Here is a 21,149-nt window from a genome sequence, read left to right as displayed (position 1 = left end):
GTTAAATTTTAAAATTGTTTTATAATACTTATAAACCTGTTTTATAATCTTTGCGTTCTATAGCAAAATTCTTCTCTTCAATTCCGGTACAAAGCATGCGCATATTATCTTTTTTCTTTTTGTTTGAGGTGTATTCCATTTCCAACATCATTGATTTTGGTCCAAATGGGATCATAGCACCATCTAGGTTTTTAGGCATTTTATCTGCACTAGCAAACATCCCTACAAAGCTTACCGGAGCTTCATTAGTAAACCAAATTTTACTTACACCATCCTTATCGGCAATTTGATATCCTTTACAGTTAAATCCCAATATTGTTTTATCCGGAAGCGGTATAATATTGCCATTCTTCATAGTATCATCTGCTTCTTTTTTTAGCATAACCTGCATTTTTTTGTCAGAAAAGGGCAGACGCATAGTCATCGCCATTTTTTGTTTGCCATCGTCCATGAAAGTAACCATAGCTTCATTTTCCATATCGTATACTACTACACTATTTACATGGTCTTGTGGTATGGCATTGCCAAAATAAGTGGCATTGGGCGCTACATAATAGTGCAATGTTGTTTCATCCTTATTTGATGTTATTTGCATGTTTATGATGTAGCTAAACGAATAGGTTTCTGGTAGGCCTTCCATACCACCACCAAAAATGTTCATGACTTTTTCGTCCATGCCTTTATTTTTGGCCTTTGAAGTATCTGGTTCTTTTTTATCCTTTTTACCAACGGCCTTTACTAATTCTTTAAAAATTTGTGCTTCAGCATTCCCGCTTATAAATGAACCAATAAGTAACAGTAGTATAATTTTTGTTTTCATTTTATTTAAAAATTAATTGTTCTTAATTTAAACGTGCTCTTCTTGGGTGACTAAAATGAGAATAGGGATAATAATATCATACTTAACCCCAATACGGCCATACCGGTAAGTACCAATTCCAATAATTCCTTACTGTGAACCTTGACAAATTCATTCTTATTTTCTTTGGTAGTAATAAATGCAATAAAGAGTCCTATTATAGCGGTTTGGGCCATAATTTCCAGAACTGTTCCATCCGTTTTTACCGGATTCTCTAGGTTCTTTCTCGTTTGTTCTAGTTCCTTTTTCATAGTATTTTCATTTTTAGTAATCATTAATTATAGGTAATTATGACATTTATTGATTTGGGAAAATTATTTCCCTTATCCCTTATCCCTTATCCCTTCACCTTCAAAAGTCCTTTGTTGTTTACACTTCGTAGGCTGTTTATGGGTCTCTTTTGAAAATGAGATTTTCATTTTATCAGTGTAATTGTTTTTACGATTTTATTATTCAATAGTATTTTGAATTTGTACCTCCCTTTTTTTAGATGGTCAATGTTGATGTAAATATTTTCAACCTTTGGCTTTGGCGTGTTTGTCATCTTAAAATGAGGTTATAAATAGACTATTGCGTTTAACTGTAGTGTGAAATTATAGGAAAGTGAACAAGAAGGATGCAAGGCATGTTTCAAAGTATGCAAGATATGTTGCATGGAAATTAAGGCGCTGAAATAGGTATATTAACTTTCTATTGTAGTAAGTATTCTGCTGGAGTACACTTATAGGTTTCTTTAAAACACTTTATAAAATACGAGGGCGTATTAAAACCTACAGCATAGGCAATTTCGGAAATGGAGGCATCTGATTTTTCTAACCATTGTGTTGCCAATAATAAGCGTTGCGTACGAATAAATTCAGAAGAAGACATACCAACTATGGCTTTTAGTTTTCGGTGCAATTGCGTTCTACTCATATGCATTTCTGTAGCAAATTCTTCACTCGTAAAAGTTGAATTTATGATATTACCATCCATAACTGTTTTTAGCCGATTTAAAAATTGAACCTCTGTTGTAGAAGTTTCAAAATGGGGATTAATGGTAAAATCTTTACTAAAATGTTTACGGAGTAGTTCCCTACTTTCAATGAGTTTACGCACCTGTAATTTTAGTTTTTCAGTACTAAATGGTTTCGTTAAATAGGCATCTGCTCCTGTTTTTAAACCCGTAATTTCGTTTTTATTTCCACTTTTAGCCGTTAACAAAATGATGGGGATATGGCTTGTGAGTTCATTGTGTTTTAGGGAATTGCATAATGCTATACCATCGGTGATTGGCATCATAATGTCACTTATAATGAGGTTTGGAATAATTTTTTTGGCTTTGATAATTCCTTGTGCCCCATTGATAGCTTCATGAATTTGGTAGTGACTTTTAAAAATGGATTTTATAAAATAGCGAAGTTCTTTGTCATCCTCAACGATGAGTAATACCGGCAATTGTCCATTGTTGGTTGTTTCGTTTTCGGTGGTAACCACCTCATCAACATCTTGCATTATTAAACTGTCTTCTAGTATCTCAGAAGCATTAAAGTAAGAGCGCTCAATGGGTAAAGTGACAATAAACTGTATATCATCATCATTCATTTTATGTGCTACAATAGTCCCGTGATTTAAAATGGTAAGTTCTTTTACTAAGGAGAGGCCAATGCCAGACCCTTCTTTGGTTGTTTCATCCCGATAATAACGTTGAAATAGTTTGCCAATTTTATCATTGCTTAATACACACCCATTATTTAGGATAGTGATTATAATTTGGCCTTGTTTTACGGTTGATTCAAAATGTATTTTGCCATTCTCAGGGGTATATTTTACAGCATTACTTAAAAGGTTGGTTACTATTTTCTCCATCACATCTTTGTCGTACCACGCTTCAGTCATCTGCTGTATTTTAAAAGAAAAAGTAATATTTTTTTCTTCAGATTTGTACTTAAAAGCGGTAAGGAGTTGCTTTAATAAAACGTTTAAATTGTCTTTTTTTATCGATAAATTTAAATTCCCAGTTTCCAATAATGATAAATCGAGCAATTGATTCACCAAATTTAAAAGGCGGTTAGAATTGCGCTGCGCTAGTGCTAATTCATTCCTGTCCTCATTAGAAATTTTAGGATTCTTTAGTTGGTTTTCTAAAGGACCTTTAATCAGTGTAAGCGGGGTTTTAAACTCATGGGAAACATTGGTGTAAAAATTAGTTTTAAAGGCATCGAGTTGTTTTAATCGTTCCACTTCCTTAAGTTCATATTGGAGTTGCATTTTCATATGCCAACGCCATTTTAAATAGGTATATATCAATGAAATACTGGTTAAAAATAAAAGAACATAAGCTATAATGGCTACTGTACTTAGATACCATGGTTGTTTAATGGTAAAAGAATAGGTAGCAGGGGTGTTGTTCCAAACCCCATCATAATTACTAGAAATTACATTAAAAGTATAATCGCTTGGGGGTAAATTTGTGTAACGAACTCTGTTTGTGTTGCCGGCATCAACCCAATTTGAATTGTAATTTACCAATTGATATTTGTATTGGTTTCGTGCAGGTTGCGAATAGTGTAAACTAGAAAAAGTGAAGGTAACCGTGTTTTCGTTAAACTTAAAAGCTTTGTTTGGGATTAGGGGTTGCTCTGTGGCATAAACTTCAAAGTTTGTAATTATCGTTTTTGGTGCTATAGGGTTAAAGGTTAGCTGGTTTGGATTAAACCAATTAAGGCCCTCTAGGCCTCCAAAATAAAGGTTTCCATGGCTATCCTTGTGATAGGCCCCTGTATTAAACTCAGGCGCTTGTAAACCATCATATTTACTGTAATTTTCAACATGATTATTTTGTGGGCTAAACTTACTAATGCCAAAGTTTGTACTTAGCCACAAATCTTCTTGATTGCCTGGTAATATGCCATATATTACATTGTTGGGTAAACCATGAGCCTTGGTAAAAATTTGGATGCTGTTGTTTGTTGTATTGTATTTTTCAAGTCCTTTTCCATTGGTGCCAATCCAAAGAATGTGGTTGTTGTAATACAAGGATTTTATTTTCTCATTAATCGTTTCTATCTTGGTGACCGCATCTGTTTTTGTGTTTAATTTGTACAAACCATTATCTTCGGTCCCTAGCCATAAAATATCTTTTTCTCCTTTGGTCAAGGTTTTAATGTCATTTGTTTGAAGGGATGAATTATTGGTGTTGTATTGTTTTATTACTCCCTTGGCTAAATCAAATAAAATAACGCCATTTTGCTCTGTACACAACCAACTTTGATGATCGTTTTCTTTAATAATTCTCCAAATGGTTAGGTCAGAAATTTCAGAAAATGTTTGAAAATTTCCAGAATTATCAAGGATATTTAAACCAAAACCTTGATGTCCAATCCATAATTTATTAGTGTTGTGTAAAAGGCTAATAATCCTATTACTAGATAGTGAGGAATTTTTAGTAGTAAAAGTTTTAAAGTCGTTGGTTTTAAAATTGATACGGGTTAGCCCTTTTCCAGAAGTGCCTATCCATAAATTGTTTGTATGATCCGTACTAATACTGCGTACCACATCCACGTTGACGTTTTTGGGAATTTGATTATTAGTAATCACATTAAACTTTATAAGATGTGTATCAAAATAATTAGCGCCGGCGCCATCAGATCCTAACCAAATGATACCGGTAACATCTTCATACAAACACAGTAAATCATTATACTGAAGCGCAAACGGATTGTTTTTATCAGCTTTGTAATTGGCAAGCGTATTGTTTTGTAGGTCTACCACATAGGCACCATTGCCGTAGGTAGCAATCCATAATCTATTATTTTTGTCAATTAAGAGATCTTGAATACTTAAATCTTCCGGTAAGCCGTCATGTTGGTATTTTACAAAAGACGATTCATTTTCAGGTTTATAATACAATCCTTTTCCAAAAGTACCAAGCCATATAGTGTTGTTTTTGTCTCTTTCTAAGGTACTAAAGTTTGCATTATTACGATTGGTAATACGGAGTGGGTTGTAGGAGTGAGTGTGATCAAATTCAAAAATAGAACTGGAAGTTACAACAATTAAGGAGCTATTGGTTTCAATAAAGTCATAGACCGTTTTCTCCTTGTCTTTCGCCCTAAAGAGCTGTAGGGTATCTTTAGAAGTGGCATCAATTCTATACAATCCATTGTCATAGGTGCCCACATACATATTTAAATTGCTGTCCTGAAATATAGTGCTAACATTGTTAAAGGTTTTTATAGGCAGAAAAGTATCCGATTTTAGATGATATCGCTCTAGTTTTCCTGAGCTGCTGATTATCCATAACTGTTTTTCTTTATCCACATAAATTTTACCTAGTTTACTAAAGGTTGGTCTCGTAATATCTTCAAATTGTTTGTCGTAATAGGTAAAGCTTTTACCGTTATACTTGTTTAATCCGTCTTGGGTTGCAAGCCATAAATGGCCTATACTATCTTGGGCAATACTAATAACACTATTTTGGGATAGTCCATCGTTAATGGTTAACCTATTAAATGAAAAAGGTTTTTCGTTGGCCGACTCTTGTGCTTTTGCTAAAAATGAAGACAACACAATAAAGCAAAAAAGAAGGGTGTGATAAATTATTTTGCAATAGGATGAAACCATAAACTGATTTATAGATACTACAGTTGAATATAAGGTGTTTACCTTTTACTAATATACTAAAATTTAGATTGTACGCTACATAGGAAATTCTCCGATTCAATGAGTTGCACTATAAATTACAAGAGCATATACTAGATAATTCTTATGCTATGGTTAACTATTTTGGATCTGGTTTTGATGTTACTGTATGGAAATCTGTCAGAATTTACTTTTTCTTAGTTCGCTTTTATATTTTAGTATTCTTAGCTCTAATATGGGTAATACCCACACTTCAAAAGTTATAATAATGGGATAATATAGATCCATTTTGAGCAAATGGGAGCAGCAGAAGTTACTTAAACTACGACAATTCCTCCGTTTACAACATTTATTGGCCCTTATACATCTTTGAACTTTAAATATACAAGTTGGTGTACGTATAATACTACTTTTGACGCTGTAGGAAAATAAAATAATTGCAATTGCAACTTCACTACCCAGAATAGGAAATTTATTACAAGCGTATAACCAATCAATTAAAATTACCATAAAGAATGAAAAAGAACACTGTTTTAACTTATTTAATTGCCCTTTTATGTTTTTCGGCATCTTGGGCGCAAACTACTGCCACGGTAACTTCGCTTACGGATGATGGCACTTCGGGCACCTTGCGTTGGGCAATGACTACCGCCAATGCCGATATCAATATCAATGAAATTATTTTTGATGCTGGGTTAACAGGTACAATTACTTTGACCTCCAACCTTCCCAATGTGTCTAGTAATATGGTGATAACAGGTCCAGGAGCTACTGATATTACTATTTCTGGAGACAATCAGTATAAAATGTTTGTTGTCAATACTGGCTTCGTTCTGGATATCTCTGGGTTTACTTTCACGAATAGCGCAAGTGGTTCCTCTAGTGCTGGAAGTATTTTACATGTATCTAGATCAATTGTAAATGCAAGTGATATAGTATTTACAGGTATAACCAATAGCACACCATTTGTGTCTAGGGAAGGTACTTCTGCATTAAATATTTCCAATTCTACATTTAGTAACAATTCAGCAACTTTGTTTAGAAGTGATTATGGTTCTACACCTAGTACAACCTCCGATATTGAAACTGACTATACTAATAAAATCACTGTAACGGGATCTACCTTTAGTTCCAATACTGGTATCATATTTTATACAGAGCGATATGTAAAAATAGATGATTGTATTTTTACGGATAATACCAATCAAATAGGAAACTTTAGAGGACTTAATAGGTATCAGGTTTTAAACTCTACGTTTACAAATAATACAGGCTATCAATTATTTTCTTTTTATAGTGCGATAAATAACGGTTGGGGCGCAAGTACCTTAGGAACCAATAACACGCTTTTTGACGGGAATACCTTTACTGGGAATACGGGAACCATTATTAACCCAGGTTGGAGTACTAACAATTACAATAAAACAACAATTTCCAATAATTCTTTTGAAAATAATGGAACTAACTATTTAGGGAATCCCATTGTAGTTTCTGGAAATTCTTTGTCAAATTTTATAACATCTATAACCCATTCACCCAATGATGGGACGGTGTCGGTAACTATGAGCAGGCCCGTTTTTAATTCAGATTTAGGGTCTGGTGCATTGGAGGCCAATGACTTTCAATTTGCACTTTCTGGTGGCAATGCTACCTTGGGCTCTTCATCACCGGCTAGTATATCTATTAGTGGCAATACCTATGTTTTAGGAATAGATATTGTGGGTATTATTTACGGAACGGAGGAGCTAACTATATCCCCATTTGATGAGAACTCTATTTATGATGTAGATGTGAATAGAGCAAGTATTGCACAGAATAATGGTACCATCAATTTAAATTTTTTGGATGATGACGAGGATGGGGTTGCCAATTACGAGGATGTTTGTCCTGAAACACCAGCTGGAGAGATTGTGGAAGAAGATGGTTGTACCGATGTTACAGAGCCACTTACTCCCATTGGATTCACAAGTACTGCTGGTCCTTATAAAATTCATCTAGAATGGGATTCCAATACAGAAGATACAGTAGGGTATCATTTATACGGAGGTACCGATGAAAACTCCTTGGTTTTGATTACAGACCTTTCCCACATTAGCTATTATGAATTTAACCATACAGGTTTAACTGCTAATACTACTTACTATTACAGTTTAACGGCCTACGATTTAGCGGGGAATGAAAGTGATTCCAGTCCAATAATTAACAATGTACCCACATTGCCATTTATCTGGGATGGGCCAAAACTCATTGTAGAAAAAACATCCAATACTGATTGGACCGATGCTGAGAATCAGGATTTTTTAACGGATAATGTAATATTTACAAGAGATAATAATGGCAGCTTGTTCAATATTGCCAAAGAAGCAAGTTACGATGATTTTAATTACCAATCTCCTATAGATACCGAATGGGCACAGGGTACCACTGCAGATTTTGGAGCACTTAATTTTTTACCTTGGGCATATGATATGTCGTTTATAGATTGGTGTCCACCTTGTTTTGAAAATAGAGATTTTGTAGTTCATCTTATTACAGATGACATCTATATTGATGTTAAAATTTTATCATGGGATGATCGTGGTATGGGTGGTGGTTTTCGTTATGAAAGAAGTACGCCTAGCCCTGATGAAGATGGAGATCGAATAAAAGATAGTTTAGATAACTGCTTGGGTACTCCTGAAGGAGAAACGGTAGATGCCAATGGATGTTCCGATTCTCAAAAAGATGCAGATAACGATGGTGTTTCCGACGCTATTGATAGCTGTGCTGATACTCCAACAGGAGAAACAGTAGATTCCAATGGATGTTCAGATAGTCAGAAGGATGCAGATAATGATGGTGTTTCTGATGCTGATGATATTTGTGCTAATACTCCAACAGGAGAAACAGTAGATGCCAACGGATGTTCAGACTCTCAAAAGGATACAGATAACGATGGTGTTTCAGACGCTATTGACACCTGTGCCGATACTCCAACAGGAGAAAGAGTAGATGCCAACGGATGTTCAGACTCTCAAAAGGATACAGATAACGATGGTGTTTCAGACGCTGATGATATTTGTGCTGCTACGCCAACAGGAGAAACAGTAGATGCCAACGGATGTTCCGATTCTCAAAAAGATGCGGATAACGATGGTGTTTCTGATGCTATTGATACCTGTGCTGCTACTCCAACAGGAGAAACAGTAGATGCCAACGGATGTTCAGATTCTCAAAAAGATGCAGATAACGATGGTGTTTCCGACGCTATTGATAGCTGTGCAGATACGCCAACAGGAGAAACGGTAGATGCTAACGGATGTTCAGATTCTCAAAAGGATGCAGATAACGATGGTGTTTCAGACGCTATTGATACCTGTGCTGCTACGCCAACAGGAGAAACGGTAGATGCCAACGGATGTTCAGATTCTCAAAAAGATGCGGATAACGATGGTGTTTCCGACGCTATTGATAGCTGTGCAGATACGCCAACAGGAGAAACGGTAGATGTTAACGGTTGTTCAGACTCTCAAAAGGATGCAGATAATGATGGTGTTTCAGACGCTATTGATACCTGTGCTGCTACTCCAACAGGAGAAACGGTAGATGCAAACGGTTGTTCAGATAGTCAAAAAGATGCAGATAAGGATGGTGTTTCAGACGCTATTGATATTTGTGCTGCTACGCCAACAGGAGAAACAGTAGATGTTAACGGTTGTTCAGATAGTCAGAAGGATGCAGATAACGATGGTGTTTCCGATGCTATTGATATGTGTATAAATACTCCAACAGGAGAAACGGTAGATGCTAACGGTTGTTCAGACAGTCAGAAAGATACTGATTTTGATGGGGTTAATGATGCGGATGACCAATGTCCAGATTCTCCCGAAGATGAGGCTGTTGATGCCAATGGTTGTGCAGATTCTCAGAAAGATGCGGACGATGATGGGGTTCAGGATTCTTTAGACAACTGTCCAGCAATATACAACCCTGGGCAGGAAGACCGTGATAATGATGGTTTGGGAGATGTATGTGATACCGTAGAATTAAATGTTTCGCAATCTTTTACGCCTAATGGAGACGGAATTAATGATACTTGGACAATCTATAATATAGAAAATTATCCAAATTCTTTGGTTAGGGTATTTAATTCTTGGGGTAAGGAAGTCTTTTCTGCGCGGAACTACCAAAATACTTGGGATGGTCGTTATAAAGATTTTGGCGCTAAACTACCAGATGCTGGATCCTATTATTTTCAGATCGATTTTGAAGGGGATGGCAAGGTAGACCAAGAAGGATGGCTTTATATCACCTCACGTTAACCAATCAATTAAATACAATTAAGAAAACAATACTATGCAGATTTTAAATAAAATTATTTTAGGCACACTTTTAGTCGTGAGCGGAAGTTTGTTTGCCCAACAAGAAGGGGTAATCACCAATTACATGTACCATATGAACAGCTACAACCCTGCTTATGTTGGAGTTGACGGCGAAACAACGGTTGTTGCGAGTTTTAGACAGCAATGGACGGGTATTCAAGATGCTCCAAGTGCAGAGGCGGTGTCTTTTGGAACAACCTTGGGCAAAAATTTGGGAATGGGAATATCCATTTACAACAGCAATACCTTTGTGGAGAGTCAGACCTTTACAGGAATCGATTTTTCCTATAAGTTACAACTAACTTCAGCAACAGATCTTTATTTAGGAATAAAGGCTGGTGGCAATTCGTATAGTGTAAATACGGCTGGATTAGAAACTTATAATGTAAATGCAGACCCAAGTATCTCGTCCATCTCTCAATTTAATCCTAATGTAGGTGTTGGGGCTTTGTTAAAAAGTGAGAAATGGTATGCTTCCTTGGCGGCACCCAGATTGTTGTCTACCGAACGTGCAGATAACGACAATGGTATAGCCACTGCAGTTATGGCCAAACCACATCTTTATGCTACGGCAGGCTATGCATTTTTATTAAACCCTGGCACCAACCTTATGCTAAAGCCATCGGTTATGGGGCGTTATGTAGGAGGAGCTCCGGTATCTATAGACATTAACACTATGCTTTCTTTTGATGATAATGTAGCTTGTGGTGCTTCGTATAGAACAGATGGAGCCTTTGCTGGCTTGATTAATTTTAGCATCAAAAAAAGATTGCTCTTGGGGTATGCTTATGAGGTAAGTACCCGAAACGAATTGGCTAGTGCCAAGAATACCAATGAAGTCTTATTGAAGTTTTTATTTTAAACGAAGACAGACAATTGAAATTATAAAATAGAATGAATTATTAAAGGGGTGTATACAACACCCCTTTTTTGTTTCTTATTAGATTGGAAAAATAAGGTTTCGGTTTTGTTGAAAAAGGAATGTCTATTAGTACAAACTCAAATGTTTTCAAATGCATTTTGTTTGGTTCAGGAAGTACAAAAGGTTCCACTTTTTAGTAGCATTTATTAATTAGCTAATTTAAATTTGCTTGCTCTTGAATTGTCTCGGCCAAGGGCAATATCCACGCTTTAACTACCATCCATGGAACAAAAAACAAGGAGATGAGTGTTCCAATTAATAACACTACTCTAATAATTCGTCTTGTTTTTTCTCTTTGTTATGAGTATTTCTTATTGCTTTTCATAGGGTTAGCTAAAGGTGTGTTGCTGTGATTTGTCTAACGTCCTATAGCTTCTGTAGCCGAAACTAAGGATAGTTTTTGTAGCGTTATTACCATTTTGGTAATCAGCAAACGATGAACTTTAGGAATTGTTCGGGTATGTTTTTCTATTCAAATACGCGGTCTTTAAACAAGGTTTTTAACCTGCCAAATGACTGCTTTGGTTTTTTGCAAATAAAAATGTGCTGATGTACTTCTTCTTCATTCTCCGCATAAGGGTTGTAGATTGTTTTTACTTTAGTAACTTCTTCAAAATATTCGTTAAAAAAGCCACCTATATTGTAACCCAAACATAATGTTGTTTCAGGCATTTCTCCTTCTGGAACCCAATTGTAGAAACTTCCGTGTAAAGAAAATGCCTTTGGTAAATCATAGTGCTTTTGAAACAGATTAATTGCGCCAGCTTGTGCGTAATGTTTTCCCCAAATTATAGTATTGTTTTTTTCTGAATTGGGAAGGCTGTCGTACACATTTTGCAATTCCTTGAGCGTAGCTGTCCATTTTTCTTTTGTATACCTTTCATCATATTTTACATTGAAAAGGCCACCCTTTACGGGTTCTCTATTTTCATAAGGATAGTCGTGTTTTAAATAGTTTTCCAATGCAAATACAGGCATTCCAAATGGTATCAATAAAACTCCGATGAATAAAATAAACCCGATTGGATAAATCAACCATTTCCTTTTTGGTAGTATAAAGTGTTCCCAAAAAACACCACCAAAAGGTAAAACCGTTAGAGCAATAGGGTAAAAGTAGTACCCTTTTCCTTGGCTGAATGCTAAAAAAATACAGGATAGTAGCATTGAAATTATTAGGGGCCTATAGGCTTTCATTGAATGATGGGCCATAGAAATAATTGCGGCAATAGTAATGAGCAAGCTTAAAGGGTTTAAAGCCATTAAAAGGCCTTGTAAAACGGCTAATGGGGTTTGCTCAACTAGCTGAGTTTCATAAAGACGATGAAACATTTTCAGCACTGGAAAATCATGAACTATTTGCCATATTATATTTGGACTTATCAAAAGGATAAAAACGATAATATGCCACCAAAATTTGTGTTTTATTAAGGCTACCCTGGTCGATGTAAAAAAAAGTAAAGATGAAACTCCGAAAATAAAAAACACAGCATCGTATTTCGTCAAAAAAGCCAGGGCAGCGCCAAAGGTCAACAGCCATAAATAGTTTCGGTCAAGATTTTTAACATATTTAGTCAGTAAAAAGAAGTTCAGGACCCAAAACAATTGACTAAAAACTACGGGTTGAAACAGCTGTTGTGAACGGCCAAAGGCCGGGGCAATGATGATACACAATAAAACCAAAAAAACAGCTTTGGTTTTTCCTCCTAATTCGATTGTGATTTTGGAAACAAAAATGAGAATTAGAAGTGCGGCAATATGAGAAAAAATGTGATGTATAAAAACAGATTCTGATTGGAACAAGTTTTGGATAAAGGCTAACAATCCAATTATAGGAGGAAACTCCATAAATCCAAACGCAAGATTATTTCCAGCTTCTATATGAAGCAGTTCGTCTCCTTGAAAACCTGAGTTGCTGTCAGCGATTAAATGAAGCGCTAATTTGAGGAAGCAAAAAAACCATATTACAAGTTTCGTTTGTCTATTCATTTATTTTTCAATACTACTCTAAACCTAGCTTTGCCATTTTCAAGGTGTTCAATTGCTTCATTTACTTTTTCCATTGGAAATTCTTCAACATCTGGATAAATCTTGTGTCTAACACAAAATTCAAGCATAGTTTTGGTTAATGCAGGACTACCAATTGGACTTCCTCCTACCGATTTTTCTCCCATAATTAAACTGAATGCAGGAATTGCCATCGGCTCCAAAACAGCTCCTACCGTATGAAATCTTCCTTTGGGTGCCAATGCGGTCAAATAAGAATTCCAATCTAATGATACATTTGTAGTATTCAATATAAAATTCAGTTTTCCGGTGATACTTTCTAATTCTTCGGGCGATGTAGAATCAATCACCTGACTTGCACCCATATTTAAAATGGCCTTCTTTTTATTTGGATTGGAGCTAAAAGCAATTACTTCGCATCCCCAGTGTTTTAAAAACTTAAGGGCCATATGTCCTAAGCCTCCAATTCCAATAACACCAACCTTATCCGTGGGTTTTACTCCAGCCAGTATTATAGGATTAAAAACGGTAATCCCTCCACATAATAAAGGTCCTGCTTTACTCATATCAATACCTTCCGGTAGCGGAATAGCCCATGACCAATGTCCACGAACCTTGTCTGCAAATCCTCCATTTCTACCTACAATAGTAGCCTCCCCCTTTGAGCAAAGATGGTGTTCACCATCCATACATTGTTCACAGCTCATACATGATGCCGACATCCAGCCCAATCCCACTTTGTCTCCAACCCTAACATTTTTAACAGCATTCCCTATTGCTATTACCTCCCCAATTATTTCATGACCAGGAACAATTGGATATTGGGTCATTCCCCAATCATTATTAATCATACTCAAATCAGAATGACATATTCCACAATAAAAAACTTTAATATCAACTTGTTCAGAACCTATTGCTCCTAAGTCATATGAGTAAGGAGTTAGTCTTGCTTTTTGCTCAGTGGCAGCATATCCATTTACTTTCATAATATATTATTTTAAGTTTATATTTTAATATGAATTAGTCATAATGCAGGGCTAAATGGGGTTCTATCGATATTTCTGGGTTTAATTTTTTTTAGAGTTGTGTATCTAAGATACGTAAAAGAAAAAAGCCAATTAGCGTTTGATCAAATTACTTTTAGCTGATGATTGGGTACGTTCTCTCTCGATCAGTATCAAAAGCGCAATGACCTTTGTTTAAGCCCAAAGTCAGGATTACATATTGCTTTTTTGAAAACAGTGTTTTAAGCGTAGTTATACATTTTTAAATAATGCAATGGCCTTATTATAGTCCGTTGAAGTATTAATTTCATAGAAATAGTCTAGCTGCCATTTTTGAGCTTGTTCCGCTTGTTTATTTTTGGTAATATTCCATTTAGGATAAACTCGAAAAGCTCTTTTTCCTTCTTTTTTGTGCGTTGAGATTATCCCTTTATTAATTAGTACAGATTTTGGAAAAACAAATTGGCCGAACTCTTTTTCCGTCCGTACTATCACAACATAAAAGTTAACTGGGTCATTTTCCTCAAACGGTTCAATTGATCCGTTGCCATTCCGTTTCCAGCATGTTACGAATTGGCCAATTTTTTTAGGAGTGATTTTAGCATTACGACATATAATTTGTAGTCCATTTAATTTAAATCTACAGGCATTATATGCTTTACTTTCGGGTTCAACTTGGAAGTCCGAAATCTTCAGATCACATTTTTTGTAAACTTCTGTATTTATTTGGTTCAAATTATTGTTCATTTGCTGTATTTAATCTTGAGTTTTAATAGGGAATCATTTAATGTAGCAGTATTCTCAGCGTTCTCATACAAGAATAGTTGTGTGGTAAGGTACGTAATTTAGCAAAAAAGACATTTAGCGCTTTATCAAATTACTTTGTCTACGATGATGGTGAACCGTTTTCAATTGATGCGCCACGAAAGGTCGCTTCTGGCTTAAAGTTACTCAGTTTTTAAGACAGCTTTAGTTGGCTTTTGTATTTTCGCGTTTGTTCCAATAGATTATTTTCTAACGATATTCTGGATTTTCAAACTCCCAACGTTCTCCATTATCCCATTCTTTTCGGGAGTTTCCATAATTTGGATAGCCATTGTTATCTTTGAGCATCAATGCTAAATGAAGCAGATTATAGGTCATAAATGTGGTATTTCTATTTGTGAAATCACTATCAAAACCAACAGGTTTGTCTAATTTTTCTCCTTTCCATTCTTTATCTCCATAACTAGGACCTGGACCAACTTTTCCAATCCACCCACAATCTGCTTGTGGTGGTACGGAATAACCTACATGTTGTAGCGCATATAATATTCCCATAGCACAATGTTTTATTCCATCTTCATTACCAGTAACTATGCAACCCCCAACTTTACCATAATAAACATATTGGCCTTTTTCATTAGTTTGACTACTCATCGCATAAAGCCGTTCAATTAATTTTTGAGCTTCAGATGATTTTTCGCCCAGCCAAATGGGTGTGCCTATAATAAGAATATCTGCACCCAAAATTCTCTTAGATAATGATGGCCATTCATCCGTATCCCAACCGTATTCTGTCATATCAGGATAAACACCACTCGCAACTTTGTGGTCAATGAATCGGATTTCATCAATCGCTACGTTTTCTTTAGTCATTATCGCTTTGGAAACGTCCATTAAAGATTGAGTATGGCTATTTTTTGGTGATTTCTTTAAAGTACAGTTTACGTAAACTACCTTTAATTTACTAAAATCTATTTTTTTCATAATGTCAAATTTTATTTCCTTTTAGCTATGGTCTTGAGTTACTAGGTTACTTTTCTAAGTGCTTTTCTCAAATTAATATATGAAATTTGTGCGTATGTTTTATACAATAGGTAGATTCATTTATAGCAAGCACATTTGCAACTAGTATCCTAATTCCTCCAAGGAATTCAACTTAATATGCGCTGTAATCTAACTCAATTTCAATAGTTAGTTTTCTATTCATTTTAAATTCTGTAAACTTGATTCTAAATAAGGAGTATTATACTTTTCTGAAACCCCACTTGTTTTAGTTTACTAAATAAATTTTAACACCTATAAACACGATTAAAGCTGATACTACTAAAAATATTCTTTGCTTAAATTTATTTGTATTATTTATTTCGTCAAATTTTAAAAGTCTTTTTGATTCAAAAAATGCTATTGAAATAATTGCGATAAAGCAAATAATTTCATACCATATACTTTCTGTAAATCCTTTTATTTTTAGCAATTTTGGTAAAAAAAAAATAATAAAACTACTATCGCATATATTTTAAATTTATTTTTCATATCTGTATGTTAATTAAGGCAATTTTCATAATCTTCCTGAGCATCATTCACACAATTTTGATGTGTGATTGCAACAAGTACAGTACCCAATGCACATGTCCAAGGACCTGAAAAACATCCAATAATTGCGAAGGTTCCATTTAGATTTAGGTCTCTTTCACAACGTGATTTAGCCGTATCTAATTCACTTTTACATGAGTTCTTAGCCATATTAGAATTTTGGGTTTTGACATTAACAAATTACAACTACTGTAATCATTGTAACCAAAAATCTATAAACTAATTTCTTCCCATTTATAGTAATACGGACTACCGCAAGGACAATAACTTTAGGTAGTTTTTTTGTTTTTCAACTGGTTAATGTACCGCCCTGTTGGTTTTAAACTTTTACTTTTTACTAAATTTCATATTTCCTTGAATGAATTCTATTGTATCTTCAAGTGATCTGTCTTTTTTGCACGTTTTTAAAAATTTTCTGCCAACGGTTTTGCAAAAGATTAGTTGCGTGTTTCAGTACCTAATTTAGTAAATAAAAACCGTATAGAAAACCCGCAAGTCCCGACGCTTCGGGGTTCGTAAGTAGGCAAGTACTAGCTATGAATTATACACTTTTGTTGGCTTTAGTTTTTTGCAAATTTAATTAATGGTGCAACGTTTCCATTATCAGCTTTTCTTAAAGCTTTAATATATTCCTTTCTTGTTTCGTTAGCTTTAACCATATTTGATTGCTGCCACGAGAATATTTCTTTCCCAAATATTGATTCCATAATTATGTCCGCCATCATTCTTGAATGCCTTCCATTTCCATTTGGGAAACAATGAATAGATACTATTCTATGTTTGAATCTAATAGCTATTTCTTCAGGTTGAAAAGTTTTGTTTTCAATCCAAAATTTAGTGTCGTCCAGTAAATTCTTAACTTCAATCCCAATTTGTTTCCAGCTTATTCCAATGTTTTTATCAGTTTTTCTAAATTCACCTGCCCATTTCCAGACATCACCGTACAGTTTTTTGTGTAAATCTTTTATGAACTTTTCGGTCAATATTTTTTCAAGTTTTAAATTAGCTCTAATTGTCCATTCTACCGCTTTTTCAATATTTAACTGTTCAAATTCATCTAGCTCTCCTTGTGTTGTTATTGACTTTATTTTGAGACCTTCTTTTTCTTCTTCATCCAAAGGTGTTTGGCCATGTTTATAATCGAATTTTAATCCCATAATGATTTTCTCATCTCTCGTTTTATTTCGTTAGCAAGCTCCTTAATAGTTTTAGATATCTTTTCATCTCCAATTCCTTGGTCCTCTAACTTCATATTTTGATTGGTCCTCAATACTATTTTTTGGGCCAGTTTTTCTGCTTTTATTTGTATTAAATCGTCGATGGTCCCATCTTTTGGGACCAGTGCATAGACCAATTTTAATTCTATAGCTGTGGCAACTTCCTTTAAGGCGTTTAGTGTTATGGTCCCATTTCCTTCACTTTCTTCAATCTTTCTAACTCCTTGACGAGTTATATTCAGTTTGGTGCCGAGTTGGGCCATTGTCATATTTAGAGTATTACGAATAGTTTTTATCCACCCTCTTTCTGGGACCAGGACCATTTTTGTTTTAAGAAATGGCTTTAGTTTTTGGTCCAATTGTTCAATCATTAATTTTTGCTTATTTCTCACTTTTTAAAATGGTTTAAGTTTAAAACTTATTATAAATGTAACCCATTAGGTTTACAAATATATAAAAAAGTAAACTATTAGGTTTACAAAAATTCTCAAAAGTAAACAATTAGGTTTACTTTTGAGGGTGAAGTGAAATTAAAGCCAACGTGTTTGTATGTGGAACGTAGACGATTTAGAAGCACTATACTTTCGGTTAAATACAAAGTTTGATACGAGCCAAAACCTTTGATTTTACTACTGTTTCGCCTATTCTTTTATATAAATTGTTAACTGCTGGCTTTCCTATTTTAAATTCAAGTAATATTCTCTCGTTTGCTTGTCCAATTTTTCAATTGCATACCGAAGTGTAACTCTTGGCATTTTAGTTGCGTGTTTGTCAAGGAATTTTTTTAATCTTTCTTTATTTTTCTTTCCTGCTTCTCTAATCCAACTGCCAACAGCCTTTTGGACATATTCATCTTTGTCATTTACAAGAATTCCTGCAATCTTAAATGTGTCTTCTATTTCATTTTTTCTTATAAAATAGTAAGTACTCACAATTGCAGTTCTTCGTTCCATTGGACTTTTTGATTTTGCTAAATCATACAATGGTTTTTTATCCTTGTTGTGCAAATAACCTCCAACTACATAGGGTGCACTTCTATCTACTAAACCCCAATTATCAATCCAATTATGATTATCAATGTACGCTCTGTATATGCTTTCTCGTTCTTCTTTAGAAGATTTCTTATTTCGTGCTTTCCAATCTAAAATTGATACTGCTCCAAGTCGATGATTGTCACTTTTATCTTTTAGCAATTTTACAACCTCAAATACTGGCATTTGTTGATATTCTTTAGCTAAAGAAAATATTTCTCTTTTCGGAATTTCTCCCGAATAATCTTGACCGATTATTTTTAAAGTTTCAATAAATTCTTTAGCTTTCATAGTCAGCAATTACACTCCAAACTGTCTTAAATGATGGTCAGTATGTTTATAAACTAACACACCTATTTGCTCTTTTGTCATTTTGCCAAAGAAGTCGTGAACAAAATTCGGGTTGCTATAATTCTCATATTCTTTAATCAGAGAAATCCATTTCGTTTTTTCAGATTCCAAATCTCCTTTTAATTCTTTAACTTTGAATTGGGCAGAAGTTGGAATGTTTTTGTCAAAAGGTTTTTCGTTTTTTATCATTTTTCTTAATGCCATTTTTCCAAAGATTTTTCCAATAAATTCTTGTTTGTAAGTATGGTCATCTTTCCCAAGAATCCAACTGTTCCAAAAAGTATTATGATTAAGCATTTGAAAGGTATTCATTTTTCCCCATTGAGCTTTATCGTTTTGATTGATTTGTCCAATTCTTTCGGATAGTTTCACTCTTATATTTTTGTCGAAAATTGTTTTCATTTTTTGGTCCTGTTGATTGTTTCAAAAATTGTTCTTTGGTAAGCAATGTCCTTTTTTCAGCTTGCTGCCAACGGTGCGGTTCTGATTTCGGTCTGGGAAATCCGTTAGGATTTTTCAGGATCGGAATCAAGCCAGATTAAAAGTACTAAATTTTCTCTTTTGAAACAGTAAGACTGAATTATAGGTATTGTTACCCATAGGTTTTATTATTTTAGTTGAAAATGAATATGATCATCGTGTCTAACTGCTTGACATCCATGAAACCTTACTTTGCTACTGGTTAAATTCAGTCGATTTTTTAAATGAGGTTCAATAAACATTTTTCCAATTTCATTTTGTTTAACAATCAGATTTGCCAATTTCCGAGTTCCGTTTTTTGAGAATGCAATATCCTTATTGATTTTACCTAAAGTCATATACTTAGGAAAGTCGTATTGCCAATTTCCTTTATTCTTACAGACTGAAATTTGGTCATATTCCTTCTGTGTCGGACTTTCATAAACTCCGTATCCACTAATTGATGGTTTTTCGTTTGTGAGTAGCCCTTTTTGGTTTTCGTAAATAAGTGATACATCAATTTTTTTCCCATCGTTATGGCTCAGATGTGGAAGAAGTGGAAACTTGTCTAAAAAAGGAAAATTAGCGTCAAGATAAATCATTTTAATTCCGACGTTTTGATTTTCAAATGCACTGGCTATTTTTCCGATTGCCTTATTTAATTCTGGTCGAACATAATTCCGATTGGCAAGCTTGTAAAAGAATGAATGAGCTTTAACAAATTCTGTTTCTTTTATTTTTTCACGTCCGAAAATAGGAGCGAGGTTTGGAATAATCAGAAATGTCGCGAATAAGTATAAAGAAGCGAAAATTCCAATGCGTTTTAACCTTTTTCTTACGAGGAGAATTGAAATCAGGTATAGCAATCCACCAACTTGAGTAAGAGCTGTTAAAAAGATAATGATTAAAATGTGAAGCGCTATTTTCAATGGTTTGGATAACTTATGGGTAACGTCTCGGCTTTGATTTCGGTCTGGGAAATCCGTTAGGATTTTTCTGAATCGGAATCGAGCCAGATTAAAAGTACTAAATTTTCTTTTTAGAAAAAGGCAAGACTGAATTATAGGTATTGTTGACTGTAGTTATTTTCAGTCCACCGTTTCCGTATATCGTATTGGAAATATTTGTCTTATCTCTCTCCATTTTAAAATGTCCTCTTCCTCGTTCGACTTTAGTAATTCCGTTAAACTTTTATTGAATTTTGAGAGCGAGAATTCATTTTGAATCTCGTTATAAGCTAAATAAAATCTATTCCTGATTTCGCGATATTTTTCATAGTTCAATTCTTTATTATATCTCGCAAGTATGATTATATTTTTATGTTTATTGACTTTTCCTGAGTATTGAAAGTTCTCTTCAATCGTCATTGGCATTTCCTCGTCTGTTGGGTTTGGAGTTATATATTTTTTGAATTCAGATATTATTAAACTGTCTGGAACGAAATTGTCTTCAATTATCGTTTTACCATTTTGGTCAACGTCAATTATAACAATATTTCTCTGCTTAATTATAATTTGTTCGGATTTATCCATGATATTTTTCCTGTAGTTATCAAATCCATATTCCAATTCAATCACCTTGTAATCTGCTTCTAACTCTAGCATTTTTTCCAGTTCATTTTTACAAGATATTGAAACTAATATTAGAGTCAGAAATAATAATTGCATCGATATTTTTTTCATAATTACAGGTAACGGTCTCGGCTATGAGTAGTTGCGTGGGTTAGCACGAAACTTCGCAAGTACACACCAAGTTGGGAATTCCGCAGGAATTTCCAAAGTAGGAGAGAACAAGCAATTACTTATAGCCATTGTGTGTGCCCAGCATGGGCATCTTTATCATATCTAAGATATGGTATTAATCTGGAGGGTGCAAGTCCCTTATGGGCTGGGGTAACGCCTAGAACCATTAGTAAGCCGCAAGGTCGTTGTCCGCGAGGGCTGGACTGAAGGAAGCGGGA

16 protein-coding genes are annotated in these 21,149 nt (G+C 34.7%); 2 read left to right on the top strand and 14 right to left on the bottom strand.

The genetic code is table 11. The features are described 5' to 3' along the window. Nucleotides 1-28: 28 nt before the first annotated feature. From MWU65_RS15340 to MWU65_RS15330, 3 genes are all read right to left on the bottom strand, one after another. Nucleotides 29-820: a DUF4412 domain-containing protein gene (locus MWU65_RS15340; RefSeq protein ID WP_247079366.1), complete on the bottom strand. Its 792-nt coding sequence runs from the start codon at nucleotides 818-820 to the stop codon at nucleotides 29-31. A gap of 50 nt (nucleotides 821-870) precedes the next feature. After that, the gene (locus tag MWU65_RS15335) at nucleotides 871-1,110 is read right to left on the bottom strand and encodes a hypothetical protein (RefSeq protein WP_247079364.1); all 240 of its coding nucleotides are present in this window, start codon (nucleotides 1,108-1,110) and stop codon (nucleotides 871-873) included. Between the two features lie 439 nt (nucleotides 1,111-1,549). Further along, on the bottom strand, nucleotides 1,550-5,464 hold the full coding sequence (locus MWU65_RS15330) for a hybrid sensor histidine kinase/response regulator transcription factor (RefSeq protein ID WP_247079362.1): 3,915 nt from the start codon (nucleotides 5,462-5,464) through the stop codon (nucleotides 1,550-1,552). 533 nt (nucleotides 5,465-5,997) lie between these two features. Between MWU65_RS15330 and MWU65_RS17715 the strand changes: the two genes are divergently transcribed. Together MWU65_RS17715 and MWU65_RS15295 are read left to right on the top strand one after the other, a co-directional pair. Next, nucleotides 5,998-9,783, top strand: coding sequence for a thrombospondin type 3 repeat-containing protein (locus MWU65_RS17715; RefSeq protein ID WP_281501070.1), 3,786 nt, complete (start codon nucleotides 5,998-6,000; stop codon nucleotides 9,781-9,783). 34 nt (nucleotides 9,784-9,817) lie between these two features. Beyond that, nucleotides 9,818-10,705, top strand: coding sequence for a type IX secretion system membrane protein PorP/SprF (locus MWU65_RS15295; protein WP_247079360.1), 888 nt, complete (start codon nucleotides 9,818-9,820; stop codon nucleotides 10,703-10,705). Between the two features lie 528 nt (nucleotides 10,706-11,233). Here the strand turns inward: MWU65_RS15295 and MWU65_RS15290 are convergent. From MWU65_RS15290 to MWU65_RS15240, 11 genes are all read right to left on the bottom strand, one after another. After that, nucleotides 11,234-12,751: a glycosyltransferase family 39 protein gene (locus MWU65_RS15290; protein WP_247079358.1), complete on the bottom strand. Its 1,518-nt coding sequence runs from the start codon at nucleotides 12,749-12,751 to the stop codon at nucleotides 11,234-11,236. Further along, entirely contained in the window at nucleotides 12,748-13,755 is a 1,008-nt protein-coding gene (locus MWU65_RS15285; RefSeq protein ID WP_247079356.1) for an NAD(P)-dependent alcohol dehydrogenase, read from the bottom strand. Before MWU65_RS15285 ends, MWU65_RS15290 begins: the two co-directional genes overlap by 4 nt. A 270-nt stretch (nucleotides 13,756-14,025) precedes the next feature. Continuing rightward, nucleotides 14,026-14,520: a MepB family protein gene (locus MWU65_RS15280; protein WP_247079354.1), complete on the bottom strand. Its 495-nt coding sequence runs from the start codon at nucleotides 14,518-14,520 to the stop codon at nucleotides 14,026-14,028. Between the two features lie 267 nt (nucleotides 14,521-14,787). Further along, nucleotides 14,788-15,522 (bottom strand): NAD(P)H-dependent oxidoreductase, encoded by a 735-nt coding sequence (locus MWU65_RS15275; protein ID WP_247079353.1) that lies wholly within the window; start codon nucleotides 15,520-15,522, stop codon nucleotides 14,788-14,790. Between the two features lie 558 nt (nucleotides 15,523-16,080). After that, nucleotides 16,081-16,281, bottom strand: coding sequence for a hypothetical protein (locus MWU65_RS15270; protein WP_247079351.1), 201 nt, complete (start codon nucleotides 16,279-16,281; stop codon nucleotides 16,081-16,083). Between the two features lie 410 nt (nucleotides 16,282-16,691). Beyond that, nucleotides 16,692-17,288, bottom strand: coding sequence for a mobile mystery protein B (locus tag MWU65_RS15265; protein WP_247079349.1), 597 nt, complete (start codon nucleotides 17,286-17,288; stop codon nucleotides 16,692-16,694). Continuing rightward, nucleotides 17,279-17,740: a mobile mystery protein A gene (locus MWU65_RS15260; RefSeq protein WP_247079347.1), complete on the bottom strand. Its 462-nt coding sequence runs from the start codon at nucleotides 17,738-17,740 to the stop codon at nucleotides 17,279-17,281. The genes MWU65_RS15265 and MWU65_RS15260 overlap by 10 nt, the downstream gene beginning before the upstream one ends. 285 nt (nucleotides 17,741-18,025) lie before the next feature. Further along, a complete protein-coding gene (locus tag MWU65_RS15255; protein ID WP_247079345.1) occupies nucleotides 18,026-18,670 on the bottom strand; it encodes a DNA alkylation repair protein in 645 nt (214 codons plus the stop codon). A gap of 9 nt (nucleotides 18,671-18,679) precedes the next feature. Beyond that, nucleotides 18,680-19,132, bottom strand: a complete 453-nt coding sequence (locus MWU65_RS15250) for a DUF1569 domain-containing protein (protein ID WP_247079342.1) — start codon at nucleotides 19,130-19,132, stop codon at nucleotides 18,680-18,682. A gap of 206 nt (nucleotides 19,133-19,338) precedes the next feature. Beyond that, nucleotides 19,339-20,118 (bottom strand): hypothetical protein, encoded by a 780-nt coding sequence (locus MWU65_RS15245; RefSeq protein ID WP_247079340.1) that lies wholly within the window; start codon nucleotides 20,116-20,118, stop codon nucleotides 19,339-19,341. Between the two features lie 159 nt (nucleotides 20,119-20,277). Next, nucleotides 20,278-20,871: a hypothetical protein gene (locus MWU65_RS15240; RefSeq protein ID WP_247079338.1), complete on the bottom strand. Its 594-nt coding sequence runs from the start codon at nucleotides 20,869-20,871 to the stop codon at nucleotides 20,278-20,280. Nucleotides 20,872-21,149 lie beyond the last annotated feature (278 nt).

The organism is Cellulophaga sp. F20128 (assembly GCF_023015805.1).
GTDB lineage: Bacteria > Bacteroidota > Bacteroidia > Flavobacteriales > Flavobacteriaceae > Cellulophaga.
Note: the sequence above shows the minus strand (reverse complement) of the source record. Positions and strands in the feature narration are given on the sequence as shown.